Origin of the sequence: Pseudomonas caricapapayae (genome assembly GCF_001400735.1) — a bacterium.
GTDB lineage: Bacteria > Pseudomonadota > Gammaproteobacteria > Pseudomonadales > Pseudomonadaceae > Aquipseudomonas > Aquipseudomonas caricapapayae.
In genome coordinates, this window is record NZ_LJPW01000144.1 from 19,599 (window position 1) to 42,685 (window position 23,087).

17 protein-coding genes and 1 pseudogene are annotated in these 23,087 nt (G+C 59.1%); 3 read left to right on the forward strand and 15 right to left on the reverse strand.

Translation table 11 applies throughout. The annotated features are described in order from the left end of the window. Window positions 1-124 precede the first annotated feature (124 nt). The 5 genes from ALO80_RS20215 to ALO80_RS20235 form a co-directional block, all read right to left on the reverse strand. Window positions 125-841, reverse strand: a complete 717-nt coding sequence (locus ALO80_RS20215; RefSeq protein ID WP_055010293.1) for an ABC transporter ATP-binding protein — start codon at window positions 839-841, stop codon at window positions 125-127. Next, window positions 838-1,713: an ABC transporter ATP-binding protein gene (locus tag ALO80_RS20220; protein ID WP_004654666.1), complete on the reverse strand. Its 876-nt coding sequence runs from the start codon at window positions 1,711-1,713 to the stop codon at window positions 838-840. The genes ALO80_RS20215 and ALO80_RS20220 overlap by 4 nt, the downstream gene beginning before the upstream one ends. Further along, complete coding sequence (gene livM, locus ALO80_RS20225) at window positions 1,710-3,023, reverse strand: high-affinity branched-chain amino acid ABC transporter permease LivM (RefSeq protein ID WP_055010294.1); 1,314 nt, start codon at window positions 3,021-3,023, stop codon at window positions 1,710-1,712. The genes ALO80_RS20220 and livM overlap by 4 nt, the downstream gene beginning before the upstream one ends. 2 nt (window positions 3,024-3,025) lie before the next feature. Further along, window positions 3,026-3,940: an ABC transporter permease subunit gene (locus ALO80_RS20230; RefSeq protein ID WP_054986043.1), complete on the reverse strand. Its 915-nt coding sequence runs from the start codon at window positions 3,938-3,940 to the stop codon at window positions 3,026-3,028. A 159-nt stretch (window positions 3,941-4,099) separates the two neighbouring features. After that, window positions 4,100-5,236 (reverse strand): branched-chain amino acid ABC transporter substrate-binding protein, encoded by a 1,137-nt coding sequence (locus ALO80_RS20235; protein ID WP_055010295.1) that lies wholly within the window; start codon window positions 5,234-5,236, stop codon window positions 4,100-4,102. Window positions 5,237-5,735: 499 nt separating this feature from the next. Here ALO80_RS20235 and ALO80_RS20240 point away from each other — a divergent pair. From ALO80_RS20240 to nadE, 3 genes and pseudogenes are all read left to right on the forward strand, one after another. Further along, window positions 5,736-6,640: pseudogene (locus ALO80_RS20240) on the forward strand (LysR substrate-binding domain-containing protein). 99 nt (window positions 6,641-6,739) lie between these two features. Then, window positions 6,740-7,963: a nicotinate phosphoribosyltransferase gene (gene pncB, locus ALO80_RS20245; RefSeq protein ID WP_054986062.1), complete on the forward strand. Its 1,224-nt coding sequence runs from the start codon at window positions 6,740-6,742 to the stop codon at window positions 7,961-7,963. Window positions 7,964-7,989: 26 nt separating this feature from the next. Further along, the gene (gene nadE, locus ALO80_RS20250; protein WP_055010296.1) at window positions 7,990-8,817 is read left to right on the forward strand and encodes an ammonia-dependent NAD(+) synthetase; all 828 of its coding nucleotides are present in this window, start codon (window positions 7,990-7,992) and stop codon (window positions 8,815-8,817) included. A 427-nt stretch (window positions 8,818-9,244) separates the two neighbouring features. On the opposite strand, the gene azu is transcribed toward nadE, so the two are convergent. From azu to rpsF, 10 genes are all read right to left on the reverse strand, one after another. Then, window positions 9,245-9,691 carry an azurin gene (gene azu, locus ALO80_RS20255; protein WP_055010297.1) on the reverse strand — a complete coding sequence of 149 codons (447 nt, stop codon included), beginning with the start codon at window positions 9,689-9,691 and terminating at the stop codon, window positions 9,245-9,247. Window positions 9,692-9,844: 153 nt separating this feature from the next. After that, window positions 9,845-10,738 (reverse strand): transglutaminase family protein, encoded by an 894-nt coding sequence (locus ALO80_RS20260; protein WP_054986048.1) that lies wholly within the window; start codon window positions 10,736-10,738, stop codon window positions 9,845-9,847. Beyond that, window positions 10,738-13,233 carry a circularly permuted type 2 ATP-grasp protein gene (locus ALO80_RS20265; RefSeq protein WP_055010298.1) on the reverse strand — a complete coding sequence of 832 codons (2,496 nt, stop codon included), beginning with the start codon at window positions 13,231-13,233 and terminating at the stop codon, window positions 10,738-10,740. The genes ALO80_RS20260 and ALO80_RS20265 overlap by 1 nt, the downstream gene beginning before the upstream one ends. 89 nt (window positions 13,234-13,322) lie before the next feature. Further along, window positions 13,323-16,601: a transglutaminase family protein gene (locus ALO80_RS20270; RefSeq protein WP_055010299.1), complete on the reverse strand. Its 3,279-nt coding sequence runs from the start codon at window positions 16,599-16,601 to the stop codon at window positions 13,323-13,325. A 457-nt stretch (window positions 16,602-17,058) separates the two neighbouring features. Next, window positions 17,059-19,368 (reverse strand): YgiQ family radical SAM protein, encoded by a 2,310-nt coding sequence (locus tag ALO80_RS20275; protein WP_055010300.1) that lies wholly within the window; start codon window positions 19,366-19,368, stop codon window positions 17,059-17,061. A gap of 107 nt (window positions 19,369-19,475) precedes the next feature. Beyond that, window positions 19,476-20,870, reverse strand: coding sequence for a replicative DNA helicase (gene dnaB, locus ALO80_RS20280; RefSeq protein ID WP_002551832.1), 1,395 nt, complete (start codon window positions 20,868-20,870; stop codon window positions 19,476-19,478). A 123-nt stretch (window positions 20,871-20,993) separates the two neighbouring features. Continuing rightward, the gene (gene rplI, locus ALO80_RS20285) at window positions 20,994-21,440 is read right to left on the reverse strand and encodes a 50S ribosomal protein L9 (protein ID WP_003317208.1); all 447 of its coding nucleotides are present in this window, start codon (window positions 21,438-21,440) and stop codon (window positions 20,994-20,996) included. Between the two features lie 19 nt (window positions 21,441-21,459). Beyond that, the gene (locus ALO80_RS20290; RefSeq protein ID WP_055010301.1) at window positions 21,460-22,356 is read right to left on the reverse strand and encodes a YybS family protein; all 897 of its coding nucleotides are present in this window, start codon (window positions 22,354-22,356) and stop codon (window positions 21,460-21,462) included. Window positions 22,357-22,394: 38 nt separating this feature from the next. Next, window positions 22,395-22,625 (reverse strand): 30S ribosomal protein S18, encoded by a 231-nt coding sequence (rpsR, locus tag ALO80_RS20295; RefSeq protein WP_002551829.1) that lies wholly within the window; start codon window positions 22,623-22,625, stop codon window positions 22,395-22,397. Window positions 22,626-22,653: 28 nt separating this feature from the next. Further along, the gene (gene rpsF / locus ALO80_RS20300) at window positions 22,654-23,079 is read right to left on the reverse strand and encodes a 30S ribosomal protein S6 (protein ID WP_002551828.1); all 426 of its coding nucleotides are present in this window, start codon (window positions 23,077-23,079) and stop codon (window positions 22,654-22,656) included. Window positions 23,080-23,087: the final 8 nt, after the last annotated feature.

Here is a 23,087-nt window from a genome sequence, read left to right on the forward strand (position 1 = left end):
TTGCAGCGGTTTTATGTCGCATGCAGAGGGTTCGTCAAAATTGTTTTCCACAATTGCAAAAAGCGACGCCCCGGATGCAAGAGCATTCGGGGCGCACGTTAACAACGGCAGGGTTTTGACGAAATCAGTGCCCGCCCAGGTAAGCGTTCCTGACCTCTTCATTTACAAGCAATTCCTTGCCTGTGCCAGACAGTCGGATCTCGCCATTGACCATCACATAGGCGCGATCAGACAGCTTCAGCGCATGGTTGGCGTTCTGCTCGACCAGAAAGATTGTCATGCCAGTCGCTGCCAGTTCCCGCAGGGTCGAGAAGATCTGTTTGACGATGATCGGTGCCAGCCCCAGGCTTGGCTCATCAAGCAACAACAGCTTTGGACGGCTCATCAGCGCTCGGGCGATAGCGAGCATTTGCTGCTCGCCACCCGACATGGTCATGGCGCGCTGATTGCGGCGTTCCTTGAGCCTGGGGAACAGTTCGAACATGCGCTGCATGTCTTCGGCCGAATGTTTGTCGCCGATAGGGATGGTGCCCATCATCAGGTTTTCTTCGACCGACATGTCGGGAAACACCCGCCGCCCTTCCGGCGACTGCGCAATGCCGTTGGAGGCGATGTAATGCGAGGACTTGTGGGTGATGTCAGTGCCCTGATAGATGATCTGCCCGCTGGCGGCGCGCGGCTGGCCGAAGATCGACATCAACAGCGTGGACTTGCCCGCGCCGTTGGAGCCGATCAGGCTGACTGTTTCGCCCTCGTTTATGTGCAGCGAGACCTTCTTCAAAGCCTGAATCGGCCCGTAAAACACATCGATCTCTTTCAGTTCGAGGATCGGCTTGCTCATACCAGCTCCTCTTCATCAGCGCCCAAATACGCAGCGATCACTTTCGGATCGTTGCGGATCTGTTCCGGCCCGCCTGCGGCAATTACATTGCCGTGGTCGAGCACCACAATATCGTCGGAAATCCCCATGACCATGCCCATATCGTGCTCGATCAGCACAATGGTCATGTCGTGCTCATCGCGCAGCAAGCGAATCATGCCGCTGAGCGCCTCGGTTTCCTGCGGGTTGAGACCGGCAGCCGGTTCATCCAGGCAGATCACCTGCGGACGCGTGCACATGGCCCGGGCGATTTCCAGACGACGTTGCTGCCCGTAGGACAGCTCGCCCGCCAGACGATTGGCGCAGTCCACCAGGTCCACGACTTCGAGCCAGTAGAAGGCCGTGTTCAGCGCGTCTTCCTCTGCCTTGCGATAGCCTTTGGTGTTGAGAATCCCGCTGATCAGACTGCGGTTGACCCACATGTGCTGAGCAACCAGCAGGTTTTCGACCACGGACATTTCCTTGAACAGACGAATGTTCTGAAACGTGCGCGCCAGCCCTGCCCTGTTGACCAGATGGGTACCGCCGAACATCTTGTAGTAAACCCGGCTGAAGAAGCTTTTCGGCGAAACGAAGTCGGTCGCCTTGAACGGCTCGCCCAGCAGCCTGATCACATTGGTGGTCTTGTCGCGGGTGTGCAGTTCGATGCGTCCGCCTGTGGCCTTGTAGAAGCCGGTCAGGCAGTTGAACACGGTGGTCTTGCCCGCGCCATTGGGGCCGATCAGGGCGAAAATCGAGTTACGGCGGACCTTGAGACTGACGTCGCTGAGAGCCTTGATGCCGCCGAAGTGCATCATCAGGTGCTCGACGGAAAGAATCACTTCATTGCTCATCGCGCACCTCCTTCTGCCACCAGTGCACCCTTGCGCGGCGTCACGCCGGTGCGGCTGATGCGGATCAGACCGCGTGGGCGCCAGATCATCATCAACACCATCAGGATGCCGAACAACAACACTCGGTACTCGGAAAAACTGCGCAACAGCTCAGGCGCAACGGTCAGCACAAATGCGGCGATTACCACACCAACGGTCGACCCCATGCCGCCCAGCACCACAATCGCCAGAATCAGCGCCGACTCGAAAAAGGTAAACGAAGTCGGGTTGACGAAGCCTTGATAGCTGGCAAAAAACACACCGGCCAGCCCCGCTGTCGAAGCGCCGATGGTAAACGCCGACAGCTTGACCAGCACATGATTGAGCCCCATTGAGCGGCAGGCAATCTCGTCCTCGCGCAGGGCTTCCCAGGCACGTCCTATGGGCATACGGGTCAGGCGATGCTTGATGAACAACACGGCCAGCACGACGAGAAACAGAACGGTGTAGATGAACAGGAATTTCAGGTCCGGGTTGTAATCGAAACCGAAATATTCATGGATCGGAACGCCACCGTCCTTGGCGCGACGCCCGAACTCCAGGCCGAAGAACGTCGGCGACGGCACAGGCACGCCATTCGGACCGCCTGTAAACGACAGCCAGTTATTGAGCACCAGACGAATGATCTCACCAAAACCCAGCGTCACGATGGCCAGATAGTCGCCGTGCATGCGCAACACCGGAAAACCCAGAATACATCCGGCAAGTGCTGCGGCAATTGCCGCCAGCGGCAGCGCCGACCAGAAGCCCAGCCCGAGATACTGATAGCCGAGTGCCAGACCGTAGGCCCCGATGGCGTAAAACGCCACATAGCCAAGATCGAGCAGGCCAGCCAGGCCAACCACGATGTTCAGGCCCAGGCCCAACAATACGTAGATGAGCCCGAGGATGACCACGGTCAGGATGTACTTGTTGGCGAAGATCGGGAACACAATGGCAATCACGATCAGTATCGGAATGATCCAGTACAGGCTGGATTTATGATCGGGCTTGAGTACATGCACGCCCGAGTCGGAGCTTTCAAAGCTCTGGGAAACACGTATGCCTCTGGGCGTTTGCAGGAACAGGCTGAGCAGAAAACGCCCGACCATGACCACGGCCACTAGCCAGGCGACGCGAGTCGGCTGCAGGTTGAAGCTGTAGCCGTCGAGCACGATACCGACGATGGGACCGAACACGATCAGGGCAAGCAGCCCTGCGACCACGGCATCGATCAGGCTTTTCTTGATTTCGACAGGTTTGGGGACAGGAGCAGCAACAGGAACGGACATACTTATACCTTCGCCACAAGTGGGCGACCCAGCAGGCCTTGGGGACGGAAGATCAGGATCAGCACCAACAGGCCAAAACTGAACACGTCTTTGTAATCGGAATTGATCAGCCCGGAGAACTGCGACTCGGCAACCCCCAGGATCAAACCGCCCAACATGGCGCCCGGCAACGAGCCGATCCCGCCCAGCACGGCGGCAGTGAATGCCTTGATGCCGATAATGAATCCGGCATAGAAGTCGAACGTGCCGTAGTTCATGGTGATCAGTACACCGGCCAGCGCAGCCATCGCAGCACCGATGATGAACACGTAGGAAATAACCCGATCAGTGTTGATACCGAGGATCGACGCCATCTTGCGGTCCTGCTGCGTGGCGCGGCACATACGGCCCAGCTTGGTGTATTTGATGATGTAGGTCAGCACGCCCATGCCGACAAAAGCGGCGATGAGGATGAAGATTTTGGTGTAGGTGATCTGCACGAAGCCGCTACCGATTTCAAAGCGCCACGCGCCTTCGAGCAGCGTGGGCACGCCCTGCTGGCGAGCGCCCTGGCTGATCTGTGCGTAGTTCTGCAGGATCAGGGAAATACCGATAGCGCTGATCAACGGTGCCAGCCGGGTCGAGTTGCGCAACGGCTTGTAAGCCACACGTTCGATAACAAACCCGTACACGCCCGTCACCACAATGGTGAAAATCAGCGTGCCGAGAATCAGGAATGGAAACGACTCCAGTCCAAAGAAAGACAGAACCGCGAGACCGATGGCGGCCAGGTAGGCGGAAATCATGTACACGTCGCCGTGGGCGAAGTTGATCATGCCGATGATGCCGTAGACCATCGTATAGCCGATGGCGATAAGGCCATAGACGGACCCGAGGGTGAGTCCGTTGACCATTTGTTGCAGGAAGATTCCATCCATCACGCACGCTCACACTGAAAGGCAGCTCGGCACCCTGCCGATCACACCCTCGTGAGGCGCGACCGTCAGGTCCGAAAACAATAAAAGAGATGCGGGCTCGCTCATGGGCGAGCCCATCACCGGGTCAACACCTGGAAGGCAGGGCTGACAGGGCCTGTCTCACTTCTGTTTTTCGAGCTGCTTGTATTTGCCGGCGGCGTCCCACTGGTAGACCACGTAATCGGAGACTTTCAGGTCGCCTTTGCTATCCCAGGCCTTTTCACCCATGACGGTCTTGACCGGGTTGGCCTTGAGCCACTCGGCAGCCTTGTCGCCCTTGTTGGATTTGGCACCGTTGAAACCGGCAGCCAGGGCCTGTATGGAAGCGTAGGCGTAGAGGGTATAGCCTTCAGGCTCATAACCGGACTTGCGGAACTCGTCCACAACCGCCTTGCTGTCCGGCAGAACGCGCGGATCGGCCCCGAAGGTCATGTAGACGCCGTCAACGTACTGCGCACCACCGGCAGTGGTGACCAGTTCGTCAGTCACGATGCCGTCATCGGACATGAACCGGACATCCTTGAGGCCCTGCTCACGCATCTGACGTACAAGTGGGCCGGCTTCCGGGTGCAGGCCGCCGAAGTAAACGACGTCAGCACCGGTCGAACGGATCTTCGTCACCAGGGCGCTGAAGTCTTTTTCGCCACGGGTCAGCCCCTCTTCAAGCACTGGCTTCACGCCACGCGCGGTCAACTGCTTGGTGGTAGCGTCAGCCAGGCCCTTGCCGTAAGTGTCCTTGTCGTTGATGACCGCGACTTTCTTGCCCTTGAGCACATCGACGATGTAATCACCGGCAACCACGCCTTGCTGATCGTCACGGCCGCACATGCGGAACATTTCCTTCAGGCCACGCTCGGTCACTGTCGGGTTGGTCGAACCTGGCGTGATGGCAATCACGCCGGCATCGCTGTAAACCTCTGAAGCCGGGATGGTCGAAGACGAACAGAAGTGGCCGACCACACCGATCACCTTGTCGTTATCGACCAGACGGTTGGCCACCGCGACGGCCTGCTTTGGCTCACAGGCATCATCGCCGGCAACCAGTACGATTTTTTCCCCGTTGACACCACCCGCCTTGTTGATCGCGTCAGCCGCAGCCTGGGCACCTTTCATGTATTGCTGGCCAAACGATGCGTTTGCGCCGGTCATGGGGCCTGCGACACCGATTTTCACGTCCGCCTGTGCAAACGAAGACACGCCCAATGCAGTTGCCACTGCGATTGCCAGAAAGCCTTTCCTGTAAAACGTATGCGACATGAGTGGTGCTCCTGAGGATATTTTTTTAATTGGCAGTGCGATTACATGTTTGGACCGATACGCGTTTGCTTAGAGCAAGGCGCGTGCCATCACTTTTTCTTTCCTGAGAATGCCGTGTTTTTCTTGCCATTCAAGGACCTGACCCCCTACGCACAGGCCGTACTACCGCTTGACACACAGAAGGTGCAACCCACCTTCGAAAAAGCGCAACCCGGATGGCCGGATGTCGCAACCGCGCCATGAGCCATTGGGCAACCCGCCTGTAACAACTCACGTCACCGAATTGCACACGCCCGGTGCGCGAACGCTACGAGACGCACCATTTAAGGCTCGCGGATTCAACGGCAGTTGCCGAAGTCGACGCAAGATTCTGCAACGCGCACCCCGCGAGGGTAGTAATAACCTCCCTGCCTACACCCGACAAATGACGTTTAAGCGAGATATCATTCCGATTATTCATAACGCCCAGTACCCTAGCGCCGCAAACAGAGAAGCCATCATGCTGAACAAACGTCATCTGCCTTCGATCGCAGCCTTGCAATGCTTTGAGGCGGTACCCGGCATTTGAGCTTCACCCGCGCAGCAGAAGAACTCAACCTGACTCAGAGCGCCGTCAGCAAACAGGTGGCGCAGCTCGAAGAACTGGTGCAGCACTTGTTGTTTCAGCGGGTCCGCCGTCGCCTGCAACTGACACCAGCCGGTGCACTGTACCTGGCCGAAGTGCGCAAGATTCTGACCCAGATAGAGATGTCCACCCACTTCCTGCGCTCCTATGGCGGAGAAACCGAAGTGCTGCGGGTATCCACGCCTTCGACGTTCGGTGCCCGCTGGCTGGTACCGCGTCTGAAGGGGTGGCGTTTGCGTCACCCGCATATTCACCTCGACCTGATCAACGAACAGGAGTCCGACGATCTGATCAAAGGCCGGTGTGACGTGTCGTTCTATTTCGGCCAGGCTGCCATCCCCGGTGCCGAAAGCGTGAAGCTGTTTGGCGAGGAACTGGTGGCGGTGTGCTCACCTGAAAGCCTCCCGGATACGCCGCTCACTGACCCGACTCAACTGAGCGAACTGGTCCTGCTGCAGAACGCATTCCGCCCCGAGGCATGGCACGAATGGTTCGAAAGTCAGGGCTATCACACCGACCACAGCTATCACGGGCCGCGCTTTGAAACGTTCTATATGTGCATCCGCGCTGCCCAGGTCGGTTGCGGCGTCGCACTGTTGCCACGCTTTCTGGTGGAGGAGGAACTGGCCGAGGGCAAGCTGGCGATTGCATGGGATTACGCATTGCCCAGCACTAACAGTGCCTATTACCTGTCCTATCCGGAACACACTGCCGACGTGCCTAAAATCCGGGTTTTTCTGCAGTGGATGCTGGAACAGTTGGATCAACCGGCACGTTAAGGGCGACAATGTACACCCATCCGGCCGTGAGCCTTCCGCGATGAAAGACAGGAAATCACGCGCCCACCGTTATCCGGCTGCTCTGGAGACCCCCATTTGATAAACGAGAGCGCCTTCTCCGATCGCATCGTGCAAAGTCTGCTCGATACCGACTTCTACAAGCTGACCATGATGCAGGCGGTACTGCACAACTACCCCAACGTGGATGTTGAATGGGAGTTTCGCTGCCGCAACGGGGAGGATCTTCGCCCCTACCTGGACGAGATCAGGCACCAGATCGAGCTGTTGTGCGAACTCTCCCTGAGCCCCGAGCATCTGGCTTTTCTGGAGCGCATCACATTCCTCAAACCAGATTTTCTAAGGTTTCTGGGGCTGTTCCGCTTCAACACCCGCTATGTGAAAACCAGCATCGAAAACGATGAGCTGTGCATTCGCCTGCACGGTCCCTGGCTGCATGTCATTCTGTTCGAAGTACCGTTGCTGGCGATCGTCAGCGAGGTGCGCAACCGGCATCGTTATCCGGACACCCTGCTCATCCAGGCGCGCGACCGCCTGTACGACAAGTTCGAATGGCTGACCACCCACGCCACGGCCGATGAACTGGCCGAACTGAAAGTGGCGGACTTCGGGACCCGCAGACGGTTTTCCTATCGGGTGCAGGAAGAAGTGCTTGGCGTGCTCAAGCAAGACTTTCCAGGCCAGTTCGTTGGCACCAGCAATGTGCATCTGGCGCGCCAGCTTGACCTGAAACCATTGGGCACAATGGCTCACGAGTGGATCATGGCCCATCAGCAACTGGGGCCGCGGTTGATCGACAGCCAGATTGCCGCGCTCGATTGCTGGGTCCGCGAGTACCGTGGTCTGCTGGGCATCGCCCTGACAGACTGCATTACCACTGACGCATTTCTGAATGACTTCGATCTGTACTTCGCGAAACTGTTCGACGGTCTGCGTCATGATTCGGGCGACCCGGTGAAGTGGGCCGAAAAATGCATCTCGCATTACCAGAAGCTCGGTATTGATCCGATGAGCAAGACGCTGGTGTTTTCCGACGGGCTGAACCTGCCGAAGGCACTCGATATCTTTCGGGCGCTGCGCGGACGCATCAATGTGAGCTTCGGCATCGGCACCAATCTGACCGCCGACATACCCGGCATCGCGCCCATGAACATGGTGCTGAAAATGACAGCATGTGCCGGCCAGGCCGTGGCGAAGATTTCCGACGAACCCGGCAAGACGCAGTGCAAGGACCCCAATTTTGTCGCCTACATGCGGCATGTGTTCAAGGTGCCGGATTTGCCGAGCCCAGAAAAACCAGCTTGAATTGTCCTATTTACGAGGAGTGAATCATGCACGCCGTACAGCGCCAGATTGCTGAACAGCTCAAGGTCCAGCCACCTTTCGCGGACCAGAACGCGCTGCAGGCCGAGGTTGCCCGCCGCGTCAACTTCATCAAGGAGTGCCTGCTGAACGCACGGCTCAAAACACTGGTGCTCGGCATCAGTGGCGGTGTCGATTCGCTGACTGCCGGCCTGCTTGCGCAGCGCGCGGTCAAGGAACTGCGTGCAAGCACGGGTGACGATAGCTATCGCTTCATCGCGGTGCGACTGCCTTATGTGGTCCAGGCTGATGAGCACGAAGCGCAGGCCTCTGTCGACTTCATCGAGCCGGACGAGCGTCATACCATCAACATTGGCTCCAGTGTCAAGGCGCTGGCCGCGGAAGTGAAGGCGTTCGACGGGCTACCGGCCAGCTCGGTGGATTTCGTGCTCGGCAACACCAAGGCGCGCATGCGCATGGTCGCCCAGTACACGGTGGCCGGGGCCTACCACGGGCTGGTCATCGGCACCGACCACGCTGCCGAAGCGGTCATGGGTTTCTTCACCAAGTTTGGTGACGGCGCATGCGATCTGGCACCGTTGAGCGGCCTGGTGAAAAATCAGGTACGCGCCATCGCCCGCCATTTCGGCGCACCGGAATCACTGGTCGAGAAAGTGCCGACGGCGGACCTGGAAGACCTCTCCCCCGGCAAACCGGACGAAGCCTCGCACGGCGTGACCTACGCCGAGATCGATGCCTTCCTGCATGGCGAACCGGTACGCGAAGAGGCGTTCCGGATCATTTGCGAAACCTACGCCAAGACCCAGCACAAACGCGAATTGCCTTATGCGCCTTGAGTAGCACGAGACCCCGTTCGACCTCAGGTGGAGCGGGGTTTCTGTGGGAGCGGGCCGGGCGACGCTTCGCTTGTCCGCGAAAAGGACATTCGCGGACGATTGCCACCCCCGCCAAAGCCTTCGCGGACAAGTCCGCTCCCACCCAATCATTCGGTTTCTTCAGCATCACAGCGTCTTCGTCATGCCGATCATACGCACCAGTGGCACGAGACTCCGCCCGACCTCAGCTAGAGACGAATTTCTGTAGAAAACGAGGCTTCTGTGGGAGCGGACTTGTCCGCGAAGGGGGCGTACATTCGCGGAAGGTCTGTCGCCCCTGCCAAAGCCTTCGCGGACAAGTCCGCTCCCACCGTATCATTCGGTTCCTTCAGCATCTCAGTGTCTTCGTCATGCCGATCATTCGCACCAGTCTTCGTAGGAGCTGCCGTTACTTGAGGGTCACAGCGCCTTTCATCATGCTGATATGGCCGGGGAAGGTGCAGAAGAACTGGTATTCCTGTGCAGGGTCCAGTTTCGACACATCAAACGTCACCGCGTCCTTCTCGCCAGCGCCGATGATTTTAGTGTGGGCAATGACGCGAGTGTCGTCCGGCTTCAAATAGTCCTTGTCGATACCCGCTGCCATGCCGTCAGTGACGATTGACTGGGTATCAGACTTCTTGCTCAGTACCCAGTTATGACCCATGACATTCTTGGGCAGGCTGCCGGAGTGAGTCAGGTTGACAGTGAATTCCTTGCAGCTTTTGTCGATCTCAATGGCTTTGGTGTCGTACATCATTTGATCGGTCGAATCGACGGTAGCCGAGCACTCGGCGGCCAGCAACTGACCACTGGCCAACGACAACAGCGAAATCGCTACAAGCTTGCGAATCATTTGAATCTCCAGGGCAGGAACTTGATTAACGTAAAAACTGACGTAGAAGAGAGTGCCCGATCGGGGCCGGGGTTCCAAGGACGTGCGTCAAATGGCCTCTCGGACGCTTGCGATAAAGCGCCCTCTTGAAGAACGATTCACCCCGACAGGTAATTAGCCGCTGACCGGCATCACCGTCACCCTAACGTCCGGATCATGCGCACCACCGCCCAGAATCACACCACGCAAAGGCGACACGTCGGAGAAGTCACGCCCCCAGGCCAGGCTGACGTGCTCCAGCGCAGGCTGCACATTGTTGGTCGGGTCGAAATCGACCCAGCCAGAGGCCGGACAGAACACCGATACCCAGGCATGCGAGGCATCGGCACCGATCAGCCGGGGTTGGCCGGGAGGTGGCTGGGTCAGCAGATAGCCACTTACGTAGCGCGCCGCGAGGCCGCGAGAGCGCAGGCACGCCAGCATCAAATGAGCAAAGTCCTGACAGACACCCCGGCGCCGTTCCAGCACTTCCACCAGCGGCGTGGCAACCTGAGTCGCTTCGTCATCAAAGGTGAATTCGTCAAAAATCTTTTCCATCAGCGCCTGCACACACAGCAACAAAGGGCGTCCCGGTGGGAAACATTGCTGTGAGAACTCAACGAACGAGCGCTTCAAATGCACGTAGGGGGATTCGAAGCGATAGCGGCAGGCTTCCAGAATATCTTCGGTCATCGGTTTGGCGCTGTAGGTCAGCGCACTGCGAGTCACCTCCCACTCCGGCGACAGATTGAAATCCAGAAACGGCCGCTCCAGTACTTCGACACGCAACCGTGCATTGACCTGCAACTCGTCGTGCGGGCGCTCGAACGCCAGTCGGGTCAGCGGGTTGCCGAACACATCCAGCTCATCACGGCGCGTAGTGGGTTCCGGAAAAATCTCCAGTGCCTGCTCGGTACAACGCTGCCACGGGCTGCTGCGCGGCCACAGGTGCGCCAGTTGCTGGGCCAGCGAGACCGGGCTGTCGTACTTGTAATGCGTGTCATGAAAAATCTGGTAGAAGGCGCTCATCAGACAGATACCGTACGTTGGCTGACGTCATCGACGTGGGCAAAATGGCGCAGCGCCAAGCGGTCGGATGCCTGGCCACTGCTGTCGCCAATGCGCTGCAGCAGATCGGCCAGCCCGTCGAGTACCGCGTCGATACTGCTCTGGCCGAACAGCGGGTTCTCCAGACTGCCCAGATCGAATGCGGCAAGGCGCTGAGCCAGCACCGCCAGGCTGCTGTCGCGCGGCGCATCGAACTCGTCGTTCAGGCGGCGCAGCGAGCGTTGCACCAGCTTGAGCTGAAACAACACCGCATGCGGGTTTTGCTCGTCGAGCAGCAACAGGTCCAGCACTGGAATCAAGTGCGGCACCGCCATGTACCGCGAACGATAGGTGATGCTGCTGTTGCCCAGCTCCAGCAACCACTCCAGCCCGGCTTTTTCCGAGACTGCCGAGCCGCGCAGAAACGCCGCCAGGCTGGTGCTGAGAAACTTCAGTCGTTCGATACGCCGACCGACCATCAGGAAGCTCCAGCCTTCGTCGCGGGTCATGTCGTCCAGTGCAAAACCGGAAAGCGCTGCCAAGGACATCACCAGACGGTTAAGGAAATCCAGCAGTTCGCCAAAATCCGGTTCTTCGGTTTCCAGACTCAAAGCCTCGCGCTGCAATTCGACCAGCGCCTGCCAGTTCTCTCTCGACAACTTGCCGCGTACCTGTGAGGCAGCCCACTGCAAACGCTGCAGGTTGGCGCGCAGGCTGAACGGCCACTCGTCTCCCAGCAGCGCGACAAGCAGGCGATCCTTCAACTCTTCGCCCTCCTGCGCCTCAGGCAGCATGCCCAGGCTCTCGGCCAGGGCGACGGCTGCCTGCAACGCGAGGGGATCGTCATCATCGACGTAGCGCGTCAACATAATGCGCAGCAACCGCGCACTGTCATCGCAACGTTCGCAGTAACGCCCGAACCAGAACAGGTTCTCCACCACCCGCGACGGCAGATAAGGATCACGACGAATCAGATCGTAAACGCCCAGCGTGCGCTGCCCCTTCCAGGGCTCGCCGAGGTGCGAGCGCTCGCCCAGCACCCAGGTGTCCTTGCTCGCCCCGCCGCGCTGCATCGAGACTACGTCGGCATCGGCCTCGGCGGCCACACGGGTCAGACCGCCCGGCAGCACGCGATAACCGTCGAGGCTGGCCACTGCATATACGCGCATGCCGATGGCCCGCGGCTGCAAACCTGCGCCATCGGCCTGCAACACCGGGGCATGGGACAATTGCGCCAGCTCCTGAGCGACGTAGGCATAGGGCCGCGACTGCATGCGCTGGGCAAGCGCGTCGCGTTGCGCCTCAGTCAAATCACGACCGAACACGGGAGCGAAGTGCTGCGAGGGGAACGCAGGTTTGATCAACAGATCAGGCAGTTTCTCCAGCGCCTGAGCGAGCACCGGCGGCTCTCCGCACCACCAGGTCGCAACCGATGGCAGAATCAGATCCTCACCGAACAGGTACTGACTGATTTTCGGCAGGAAGCCAAGCAGCCCCGGAGACTCCAGAACACCACTGCCCAGCGCGTTGGCGACCAGCACATTGCCCCGGCGTACCGCCTCCAGCAGCCCCGGCACACCGAGCGCAGAATCGGTGCGCAATTCCAGAGGATCACAAAAGTCATCGTCCAGACGGCGCATGATGGCGTGGACCCGACGCAGACCGCTGAGGGTTTTCAGGTAGACAGTGGCATCGCGCACGGTCAGATCGCCACCCTCCACCAGCGGGTAACCCAGTTGCCGCGCCAGGTACAAGTGCTCGAAGTAACTTTCGTTGAAACGCCCCGGCGTCAGCAGGACCACCAGAGGTGCCTCATTGCTGGTTGGCGCCTGACGGACGAGCGTCTGCTGCAAGGCGTCGAAGAAACCCGACAGATGCCGGACTTGCAGGTCGCGATAGGTTTCAGGCAGCGCTCGCGCAACGCTTTGGCGGTTTTCCAGCGCATAACCGGCTCCCGAAGGTGCCTGGGTACGGTCAGCCGTGACCCACCAGCGTCCGTCCGGGGTACGCGCCAGATCGACGGCGTACATGTGCAGGAACGTCCCTTCAGGGGGCTTTACACCCTGACACGGCCAGAGAAAGTTGTTATGGCCAAATACCAGCTCGGCAGGCAACAAACCGTTGGCGATCAGCGTCTGCGGGCCGTAAAGGTCCGCAAGCACCGCATTGAGCAGTCGTGCACGCTGGGCAATCCCTGCCGCCACGTGTTGCCACTCATCCGCAGCGATGATGTGCGGCAACAGGTCCAGCTCCCATGGGCGATCAGCGCCCTTGGGGTCGGCATAAACGTTATAGGTGACACCGTTTTCCTGAATCTGCCGGGTCAGCAAGGCCTGGCGCTGGATCAGTTGCGCGGCAGTGCTGCGCTGCATGTGCTCGTACAGGCGGCGCCAGTGCGGGCGAACAGCGCCATCGGCGTCGAGCATTTCGTGGTAAGTACCCTCGGACAGCGGGTAATGGTCAAGCAGGTCGGGCATGGAAGGCTCGGCAGGCAACGTAAGGACTTCAGATTAGTGCAGTCAGATGTCACGTCCGTGTGCATCTGACGCACAGAGCCACTGTTTTTCTAATGCAGACGCATATCCAGCGTCATCGGCAGCTCGTCGTTAATGTTGAGCGCCGGAACATCGAGTTTGCCGGGGGTGTGACCGATCCGGAAGAAACGTGACAGGCGACGGCTTTCCGCTTCGTTGGCGTTGACCGGCAAGGTTTCATAATTGCGGCCGCCCGGGTGGGCGACATGATACTCGCAGCCGCCCAGCGAGCGGTGCATCCAGGTGTCGAGCAAATCGAAAACCAGCGGCGCATGCACGCCGATGGTCGGTTGCAGGCAATTGGCCGGTTGCCATGCGCGATAACGCACGCCCGCGACGAACTCGCCGACCCGCCCGGTTGGCTGCAAAGGCACCGCGACACCGTTGCAGGTCAATACGTAACGCTGCGGTGGCAGCCCGGTGAGGTGTACCTGCAAACGCTCCAGCGACGAATCGACGTAACGCACGGCACCGCCAGCCGAGCCCTCTTCGCCCAACACATGCCAAGGCTCCAGGGCCTGACGCAGTTCCAGTTCGATACCGTTGACGGCGTAATCCCCCACTTTCGGGAAGCGGAACTCCAGGTGCGCGGAAAACCAGTCGGCCTGCACCGGATAGCCTGCCGCATTGAGGTCGGCAACCACGTCGGCAAAGTCCTGCTCGATGAAGTGCGGCAGCATGAATCGGTCGTGTAATTGTGTGCCCCAGCGCGCCAGTCTGGCCGGCGCATAAGGCTCACGCCAGAAGCGCGCCACCAGCGCTCGCAGCAACAACTGCTGCGCCAGGCTCATGCGGGCATGCGGCGGCATCTCGAAGGCACGCAGCTCCAGCAGCCCCAAACGCCCGGTCGCGCCATCAGGCGAGTACAGCTTGTCGATACAGAACTCGGCACGGTGAGTATTGCCGGTCACGTCGATCAGCAGGTTACGCAACAGACGGTCCACCACCCACGGCGCAACCTCCTCGCCTGGCTCCGGCATCTGCGCAAAAGCGATTTCCATTTCGTAAAGCGAGTCGTTGCGCGCTTCATCAATGCGGGGTGCCTGCGAGGTCGGACCGATGAACAGACCGGAAAACAGGTACGACAGCGACGGATGGTTGTGCCAATAGCTGATCAGGCTGCGCAGCAGGTCCGGGCGACGCAAAAACGGCGAATCCGCCGGTGTCGCACCGCCCAGCACAAAATGGTTACCGCCACCGGTGCCGGTGTGACGCCCGTCGATCATGAACTTCTCGGTAGTCAGGCGCGTGAGACGCGCCTGCTCATAAAGAAACTCGGTGCGCTCAACCAGCTCGTCCCAACTGGCGGAGGGCTGCACATTGACCTCGATCACGCCCGGATCAGGCGTGATGCGGAAGTTGCACAGACGCGGATCGCTCGGCGGCTCGTAGCCTTCCAGCAGAACCGGGCATTGCAGCTCTTCGGCAGTCGCTTCGATCACAGCCACCAACTCAAGGTATTCCTCAAGCTTCTGCAAAGGCGGCATGAACAGGTACAGCCGACCTTCGCGTGCTTCCGCACACAACGCTGTGCGGGTCAGCCAGTCGGCCGACTCATCGATCTTCGGTGAGCGCTCTGCATCCTTTTCTGTGGACTTGAGCGCCGAGGTCAGCGAGTCGCTGTCGGCCAGTTCGGGAAAGTCCTGGTTATGGTCGGTCGGATGAATGAACGGGTACTCCGCCGCCTTGACCCAAGGCTGCGACGCCAGCGGCAATCGATAGCCCAGCGCAGAATCCCCCGGCACCAGACGGCAATGCTCGTCACGCAGGTACCAGCGGCCACTCTGCCAGCTGTCACCGTCCGCGTTGCGAGCCAGCGGCAGGACTTGACCGATCATCTTGTCCAGCCCTTGGGCAAAGACCTTGCGCAGACGCGCACGCTCGAGCTCGTCGCCCAGTCGAGAGTCTTCGGCCGTGACGTTGACCGGCAATGCGCCTTCACGCCACAGGTAATAGAAGTTGTCTTCGTAGGCCGGAAAAACGAAACGGGCCGGCAGTTTCAGGCGCTCGGCAACGCTGGCCAGAAAACGCCCGGCCAGCTCGCCGGTAGCGCCATAGTCCCGTGTTTCATCGGCGATAAGCCCATTGTTGCGCCAGACCGGCTGGCCGTCCTTGCGCCAGAAGCAGTTCAGCGACCAGCGCGGCAACTGCTCGCCCGGATACCACTTGCCCTGGCCGAAATGCACAATCCCCAGCGGCGCGTAATGGGCACGCATGCGCTGAAACAGCTCGGCAGAGAGCTCGCGCTTGCGAGGCCCCAGCGCGGCCGTATTCCACTCGGGACCGTCACGATCATCAATGGACACAAATGTCGGCTCGCCGCCCATGGTCAGGCGCACATCGTCACGCAACAGATCGGCGTCGATCTGCCGTCCAAGAGACTGAATGCTCTGCCATTGCTCTTCGGTGTAGGGCTTGGTGACACGCGGAGCCTCCCAGATGCGCTCGACCGACATTTCATGGCTGAAATCGGTTTCGCACGGCTCGACCAGGCCGCTGATCGGCGCTGCGGATGACGGCTCCGGGCTGCACGCCAGCGGGATATGCCCTTCACCTGCGAACAGGCCGGAAGTCGCATCCAGCCCGACCCAGCCTGCGCCCGGCAGATAGACCTCACACCAGGCGTGCAGGTCGGTAAAGTCGACGTCAGTGCCCGATGGCCCGTCCAGCGCCTCGACGTCAGCCTTGAGCTGGATGAGATAGCCGGATACAAATCGTGCCGCCATGCCCAGATGGCGCAACAGCTGCACCAGCAGCCACGCCGAGTCTCGGCACGAGCCCGAGGCGTTCTCCAGGGTGAACTCGGGGGTCTGCACGCCCGGCTCCATGCGGATCAGGTAAGCGACGTCCTGACTCAGGCGCTGATTGAGGCCCACCAGAAAGTCGATAGCGGGGATCGGCTCGCGACTGATGCTGTTCAAATACGCCTGAAATCTGGGCGTCAGCGGCAGTTTTTCCAAATACGGTGCCAACTCGCGCTGCTCTTCGCTGGCATAGGTAAACGGGATGTTCTCGGCGTACGGCTCCAGGAAAAAGTCGAATGGGTTGAACACCGCCATCTCGGCGACCAGGTCGACCTCGACGCGAAACTCGCTGGTCTTTTCCGGAAAGACCAGACGCGCCAGATAATTGCCTTGAGGATCCTGCTGCCAGTTGATGAAGTGGTTTTCGGGCAGGACTTTCAGCGCGTACGACAGCACGCGTGTGCGGCTGTGAGCGGCCGGGCGCAGGCGTACGATCTGAGGACCCAGTTCGACCGCGCGTTCGTAGCGATAATGCGTGACATGGTGCAAGGCAATATGAATCGACACGGCGTGCCTCCTGCGAGCCTGAACGGTAATTGAGCCGCGCAAGACTTATGCCATCCGGTCAAAGTCATGCGCCAACGACATTGGCCTTGCACGCCCCGCAAGGCGCAGCACCAAAATCGTGCCAGCCTGAGCTGACGGTGCAAGGGTTGCACGTTAATAAGGCAGACAGTGTGGCAGAGGGATCGAATGGGGGGTGAAGAATTGTGAGCGCCGTGGGTACGTGACATTGATAGACAGAGCTGCATGGCGCAAGTGGTGTGGCGCGGAGCGTCACGAACGGCATCCCCACGCTGGATGGAGCGTGAGGAGCGATAACCTCAACTATCGTGGCCATCCGGGAGCGTGAGGGACGATAACCTCAACTATCGTGACTATCGTGCCCACGCTCCGCGTGGGCACGCCGCTCTGGACGCTCTGCGTCGCCTCTCTACGAGCAGGCGGCGCTAAGCGCCGAGCGTCAGCGTGGCACCACTGGCTTGCGCTTGGGCGGTTTGGTGCCCTTGCCTTTGGCTGCATCCATGCGCTCCTTGGCGGCCTGCTTGTTGCGCGCCATTGCGGCAGCCTTGGCCTCTTCGCGCTTGTCCCACGGCTTGCTGCCATCACTGCCACGTGGCGGCAGGCCGGTGTGCTGGGTCTGGATCAACGTGGTCTTGGCGTTTTTCGCAACCTTGTGGCTGCCCGCTGGCGTCGAGTTCTTGCGGCGCGCGCTTTGATAGCTGTCGGTCGCCGGCTGATGCAACGGGATCAGTTGATCCTTGCCCGACCCGATCAGATCGGCACGGCCCATACGCTCCAGCGCCTCGCGCAGCATCGGCCAGCCTTTCGGATCGTGATAACGCAGGAATGCCTTGTGCAAACGACGCTGCGCTTCGCTCTTCACAATGGTGACCCCGTCGCTCTTGTAGGTAACCTTGCGTAACGGGTTCTTGCCCGAATGGTACATGGCCGTGGCAGTGGCCATCGGCGACGGGTAGAAGGCCTGCACCTGATCGGCGCGGAAACCGTTGCCCTTGAGCCACAATGCCAGGTTCATCATGTCTTCATCGGTAGTACCCGGATGGGCGGCGATGAAGTAAGGAATCAGGTACTGCTCCTTGCCGGCTTCCTTGGTGTACTTCTCGAACATGCGCTTGAACTTGTCATAGCTGCCAATGCCCGGCTTCATCATCTGGTTGAGCGGACCTTCCTCGGTGTGTTCCGGGGCGATCTTCAGGTAACCACCCACATGGTGGGTGACCAGTTCCTTGACGTATTCCGGCGACTCGACAGCAAGGTCGTAGCGCAGGCCGGAGGCGATCAGGATTTTCTTCACGCCCGGCAATGCACGGGCGTTGCGATACAGCTGGATCAGCGACGAGTGATCGGTATTCAGGTTCGGACAGATGCCCGGGAATACGCAAGACGGCTTGCGGCAGGCAGACTCGATCTCCGGGCTTTTGCAGGCGATGCGATACATGTTCGCGGTCGGCCCGCCCAGGTCGGAAATAACCCCGGTAAAGCCCGGCACCTTGTCGCGGATCTCTTCGATTTCGCGAATGATCGACTCTTCGGAGCGGTTCTGAATGATCCGCCCCTCATGCTCGGTGATCGAGCAGAAGGTGCAGCCACCAAAGCAGCCACGCATGATGTTTACCGAGAAACGAATCATGTCGTAGGCAGGGATCTTTTCCTTGCCGTACGCAGGATGCGGAACGCGCGCGTAAGGCATGCCAAACACGTAGTCCATTTCTTCAGTGGTCATCGGAATGGGCGGCGGGTTGAACCAGACGTCCACGTCGCCATGCTTCTGTACCAATGCGCGAGCGTTGCCCGGGTTGGTTTCCAGGTGCAACACGCGGTTGGCGTGGGCGTACAGCACGGCGTCGTTACGAACCTTTTCCACCGATGGCAGGCGGATGACCGTCTTGTCACGGGTCATGCGCGGGCTGGCAAGAATCTGCACCACCTTGGCTTCGTTGGGGTCCTCGACGTTGCCTTTTTCCTGCTCGATGGCGCAGGCCTGCGTGTCCTGGGTATTGACGTATGGGTTGATGATCTTGTCGACCTTGCCCGGACGGTCAATGCGCGTGGAATCGACTTCGTACCAGCCCTGCGGCGTGTCACGACGAATGAACGCGGTGCCACGTACATCGGTGATGTCTTCGATCTTGTGACCATAGGACAGACGCTGGGCGACTTCGACAATCGCACGCTCGGCGTTGCCGTACAGCAGAATGTCGGCGCAAGCGTCGATCAGGATCGAGTTACGAACCTTGTCCTGCCAGTAGTCATAGTGCGCAATACGGCGCAGCGAAGCCTCGATGCCGCCGAGCACGATAGGCACGTGCTTGTAAGCTTCCTTGCAACGCTGGCTATAGACCAGACTGGCGCGATCCGGGCGTTTGCCAGCCATGCCGCCAGGGGTATAGGCGTCATCGGAGCGAATTTTCTTGTCTGCGGTGTAGCGGTTGATCATCGAATCCATGTTGCCGGCAGCGACACCGAAGAACAGGTTCGGCTCGCCGAGCTTCATGAAGTCGTCTTTGGACTGCCAGTTGGGCTGCGCAATGATCCCGACGCGAAAGCCCTGGGACTCGAGCAGACGACCGATGATCGCCATGCCGAAAGACGGGTGATCCACGTACGCATCACCGGTGACAATGATGATGTCGCAGGAATCCCAGCCAAGCAGATCCATCTCTTCCCGGCTCATGGGCAGGAAAGGTGCCGGCCCGAAACATTCGGCCCAGTACTTGGGATAGTCAAATAACGGCTTGGCTGCTTGCATGTTCAGGACCTACGTTTGCACGTTGGAAAAATCGCGGGCGCGGAATATAGCACATTTTTTGATCAAGTCCGACGGCAATGGTCGGATTTGACAGACCTGGACGGGGATCAATCGTCGTCGAAGTTGTAACTGCCCGGTGCCAGATTCTCGAAACGTGTGTATTTGCCGATGAATGCCAGGCGCGTGGTGCCGATGGGCCCGTTACGCTGCTTGCCGATGATGATCTCGGCGATACCCTTGTGCTCGGTTTCCGGGTGGTACACCTCATCCCGGTAAACGAACATGATCACGTCGGCATCCTGCTCGATCGCTCCGGATTCCCGCAGGTCGGAGTTGATCGGACGCTTGTTCGGCCGCTGCTCCAGCGAGCGGTTGAGCTGCGACAGGGCAATGACCGGGCAATTGAACTCTTTGGCCAGCGCCTTGAGCGAGCGCGAAATCTCGGAAATCTCGTTGGTCCGGTTGTCACCGCTCGAACCGGGAATCTGCATCAACTGCAGGTAGTCGATCATGATCATGGCAATGTCGCCATGCTCACGCACGATCCGCCGCGTCCGCGCACGCATTTCGGACGGGCTGATACCGGCCGTGTCGTCGATGAACAGTTTGCGGTCATTGAGCAGATTGACTGCCGATGTCAAACGCGGCCAGTCATCGTCATCAAGCTGGCCGGCCCGCACCTTGGTCTGGTCGATGCGACCCAGCGAGGACAACATACGCATGATCAGCGATTCGCCTGGCATCTCCAGCGAGTAGACCAGTACCACCTTGTCACTGCGCAGCACTGCGTTTTCAACCAGGTTCATGGCGAAGGTGGTCTTGCCCATCGACGGACGTCCGGCAACGATGATCAGGTCGGCGGGCTGCATGCCGCTGGTTTTTTCATCGAGATCGGTATACCCGGTCGACAGACCGGTAATGGCGTTATCACTGTTGAACAGGGTATCGATACGGTCGATTGCCTTGGTCAGCAGATCGTTGACGCTGACCGGGCCGCCCGTTTTGGGGCGCGCTTCGGCGATCTGGAATATCTGCCGCTCAGCCTCGTCAAGAATTTCTTCGGCGGTCCGGCCTTCCGGGTTGAACGCACTGTCGGCGATTTCGGTACTGATGCCGATCAACTGCCGCAATGTGGCCCGCGCACGGACGATCTGCGCGTAGGCTTTGATGTTGGCGACAGAGGGCGTGTTTTTCGCCAGCTCGCTGAGATAGCCCAGGCCACCCACTTGCGAGGTCTGCCCTTCCTTATCCAGTTGTTCAGCCAGCGTCACGACGTCAATCGGGCTGTTCTGATCGGCCAGCCGGGCAATGGCGCGGAATATCAGGCGGTGGTCATGTCGATAGAAATCACCATCGGAAACTTGATCAAGCACCCGCTCCCAAGCGTTATTGTCCAGCATCAAACCACCGAGTACGGCCTGCTCGGCCTCGATGGAATGCGGCGGCACCTTCAGGGCAGCGGTTTGCAGATCGTATTGTTCGGGGGTGGAAATATCGTTCATGGCCACTTCAATTCGAGGTTTGCAGAATGGGGATGGCACAAAGACAAAGGGCACGACCTGTGAACAGGATCGTGCCCGATGTTAATCCTCTGACGGCAATGCCGCCAGACGATTACGTATTGCTTAAGCAGCCACTACGACAACGCGTACGGTCGCTTCTACGTCGCTGTGCAGGTGCACGGCTACGTCGAATTCGCCAACGTTGCGGATAGTGCCGTTCGGCAGACGAACTTCGCTTTTTGCAACTTCAACGCCGGAGGCGGTCAGTGCATCAGCGATGTCGTGAGTACCGATCGAACCGAACAGCTTGCCTTCGTCACCAGCAGTGGCAGTGATAGTCACTTCCAGCTCAGCCAGTTGGGCAGCGCGAGTTTCGGCAGATGCTTTCTTGTCTGCAGCCAGTTTTTCCAGCTCGGCACGACGCTCTTCAAACGCAGCCACGTTGGCAGCGGTTGCAGCGGTTGCTTTGCCGTAAGGCAGCAGGTAGTTACGACCGTAACCGGCCTTAACGTTTACTTTGTCGCCCAGGTTGCCCAGGTTGGCGACTTTTTCCAGAAGGATCAGTTGCATGTGGAAATCCTCTTAACTTTTAACCTTCACCGTTCGCAGAGCCATTGCCGGGATCTTTCGAACTCCGGCGACCGCGAAAATCAATCAGGCTGTCGACAATGGCAATTACCACGAGCAACGGATAGATCAGTTGCATGAACACCAGCAGCGTGATGTACATCCCTACCAGCCAGAATCTGGACAGACGCTTTTCAGCGACCAGTCCGTGAATCAGGGCCAGGCCCGCAAAGACCAGCGGCACGCTGCACAGCGGTGTAAGCATTGCTATCTGCGGACCGAAATTCGGTCCCACCAGCATGCACACCACCAGCACCAACGCAGGCACCAGGGGAAGTTTCACGGCGCGAAACTCACGCCCAAAACCACCAGGGTTGCACAACATTGCTTGCCAGTACCGCCCCAGAATCAGGCACAGCACACTGACGATCTGCAGCACAGCCGCTATCAGGCCATTCAGGACGGGTGCAATCAGTGCTCCCAGGCGCGCTCGCTCTTCTACGTTCAACTGCTCGTAGAGCCCGGCCAGCATTGTCGGCAGATGTTTCTGCAATTCCTGCGACATTGCTTCCAGAGGTTCGCGAAAAACCGTGCCCAGAATGACTGCGTACACCACACCCAACGCCACGCTGACCAGCAGCACACGGACCCAGGACTCGCTGGCACGCAAAACCATTGCCAAACCCAGCGAACCGGCCAGCACCATGGCTGTACGAGGTTCGCCGAAATACCACCAGACCAAAGCCGGCAGCAGAGCCCAGGACAGGACACCAACGGCATCACTGAACCCGCGTCGCAGGAGCACAAGGCACCCCGCGGCAGCACTTAACCAGAACAACAGCGGCAATGCCGCACATCCAGCCACTACAAGAGTGGCCTGCATACGGCCGCGCATGATGAATTCAGCCAGGGCACGCATGCTTCTATCCTTTGTTACGTTTTGTCGACTACCTGGTCTCAGCGGCCGTGGCTGTCGGTGTAGGCCAGCAGGGCCAGGAAGCGGGCACGCTTGATAGCGGTGGCCAGCTGACGCTGATAACGTGCTTTTGTACCAGTGATACGGCTTGGAACGATTTTGCCGGTCTCGGATACGTAGGCTTTCAGAGTGTTGAGATCTTTGTAATCGATCTCTTTGACGTCTTCAGCGGTGAAGCGGCAGAATTTACGACGACGGAAGAAACGTGCCATGTAATTGGCTCCTCAAAAGGTCCGTGGATTACTCGTCAGCGTTATCGCTAACGTCGCTGTTGTCGCCGTCATCGCCATCGGCGCTGTCGGAGTGCTCAGGACGGTCGCGACGCTCACGGCGCTCACTGCGGTTCTCTTCAGCCTTGAGCATCTCGGACTGGCCGGTTACGGCTTCGTCGCGACGGATGACCAGGTTACGGATCACAGCATCGTTGTAACGGAAGTTGTCTTCCAGCTCGGCCAGAGCCTTGCCAGTGCACTCAACGTTCAGCATCACGTAGTGAGCCTTGTGAACATTGTTGATTGCGTAAGCCAGTTGACGACGGCCCCAATCTTCCAGACGGTGGATTTTGCCGCCGTCTTCTTCGATCAGCTTGGTGTAACGCTCTACCATGCCGCCGACTTGCTCGCTTTGATCCGGGTGGACCAAAAAGATAATTTCGTAATGACGCATGAATGCTC

Bases quoted from the DNA above. Each gene is read 5' to 3' on its own strand.
- ALO80_RS20215 (WP_055010293.1), bottom strand. From the start codon at position 841: ATGAGCAAGCCGATCCTCGAACTGAAAGAGATCGATGTGTTTTACGGG.
- ALO80_RS20230 (WP_054986043.1), bottom strand. From the start codon at position 3,940: ATGGATGGAATCTTCCTGCAACAAATGGTCAACGGACTCACCCTCGGG.
- dnaB (WP_002551832.1), bottom strand. From the start codon at position 20,870: ATGAACGATATTTCCACCCCCGAACAATACGATCTGCAAACCGCTGCC.
- ALO80_RS20290 (WP_055010301.1), bottom strand. From the start codon at position 22,356: ATGCGTGCCCTGGCTGAATTCATCATGCGCGGCCGTATGCAGGCCACT.
- rplI (WP_003317208.1), bottom strand. From the start codon at position 21,440: ATGCAACTGATCCTTCTGGAAAAAGTCGCCAACCTGGGCAACCTGGGC.
- ALO80_RS20235 (WP_055010295.1), bottom strand. From the start codon at position 5,236: ATGTCGCATACGTTTTACAGGAAAGGCTTTCTGGCAATCGCAGTGGCA.
- ALO80_RS20260 (WP_054986048.1), bottom strand. From the start codon at position 10,738: ATGAGCGCCTTCTACCAGATTTTTCATGACACGCATTACAAGTACGAC.
- rpsF (WP_002551828.1), bottom strand. From the start codon at position 23,079: ATGCGTCATTACGAAATTATCTTTTTGGTCCACCCGGATCAAAGCGAG.
- rpsR (WP_002551829.1), bottom strand. From the start codon at position 22,625: ATGGCACGTTTCTTCCGTCGTCGTAAATTCTGCCGCTTCACCGCTGAA.
- ALO80_RS20220 (WP_004654666.1), bottom strand. From the start codon at position 1,713: ATGAGCAATGAAGTGATTCTTTCCGTCGAGCACCTGATGATGCACTTC.
- ALO80_RS20265 (WP_055010298.1), bottom strand. From the start codon at position 13,233: ATGCCCGACCTGCTTGACCATTACCCGCTGTCCGAGGGTACTTACCAC.
- livM (WP_055010294.1), bottom strand. From the start codon at position 3,023: ATGTCCGTTCCTGTTGCTGCTCCTGTCCCCAAACCTGTCGAAATCAAG.
- nadE (WP_055010296.1), top strand. From the start codon at position 7,990: ATGCACGCCGTACAGCGCCAGATTGCTGAACAGCTCAAGGTCCAGCCA.
- ALO80_RS20275 (WP_055010300.1), bottom strand. From the start codon at position 19,368: ATGCAAGCAGCCAAGCCGTTATTTGACTATCCCAAGTACTGGGCCGAA.
- azu (WP_055010297.1), bottom strand. From the start codon at position 9,691: ATGATTCGCAAGCTTGTAGCGATTTCGCTGTTGTCGTTGGCCAGTGGT.